The 545-nt window shown below is 29.9% G+C and carries 2 pseudogenes; both read left to right on the top strand.

Annotated elements, in window-relative coordinates:
* A pseudogene (locus HMPREF0077_RS10110) lies at positions 1–334 on the top strand (recombinase family protein); the annotation flags it as partial.
* A pseudogene (locus HMPREF0077_RS10115) lies at positions 327–545 on the top strand (recombinase family protein); the annotation flags it as partial. The pseudogenes HMPREF0077_RS10110 and HMPREF0077_RS10115, both read left to right, overlap by 8 nt.

Consider the following 545-nt stretch of genomic DNA (forward strand, 5'->3'; position numbering starts at 1 on the left):
GAAAAAACAGGAATATACTAAGGAGAAGATTGACAAAAATAAGAGTTGGATCATCGACATTAACAAGTATAAAAATTTATCTGAAATAGATAGATTGTCTGTTGTGATGCTCATTGATAAAATTTTTATTTCTGAAGATAAGACGATAGATGTTAGGTTTAATCATACCGAAGAATTGTCTTTACTTGAAGAAATGACAAAAACGGATAAGCCTGATATTAAATCTAACACCATAAAAAAGAAAAGTGTCTATATAAGTAGGAAGTCAAAAACTATTCCCACTGTTATGAATAAAAGTCTTGTAAGTGCTGAAAGTGAGGTATGCTGTGGCTAGAACAAAAAATAGGCATATATCACAATCAGAAACAGAAGTTGTAAAAGTGATTGAAAAAATATACATTGCCGGTATTTATGCTAGATTATCACAGGAAAGAAAGGAAGCTTACAGGGATAAAAGTAATTCACTTGAAATGCAGGAAGAACTTTGTATAAATGCTGCAAAAGAAAAAGATATAAAGATTTTAAGAGTATACAAGGACTATGAA

Origin of the sequence: Anaerococcus tetradius ATCC 35098 (assembly GCF_000159095.1) — a bacterium.
GTDB classification, from domain to species: domain Bacteria; phylum Bacillota; class Clostridia; order Tissierellales; family Peptoniphilaceae; genus Anaerococcus; species Anaerococcus tetradius.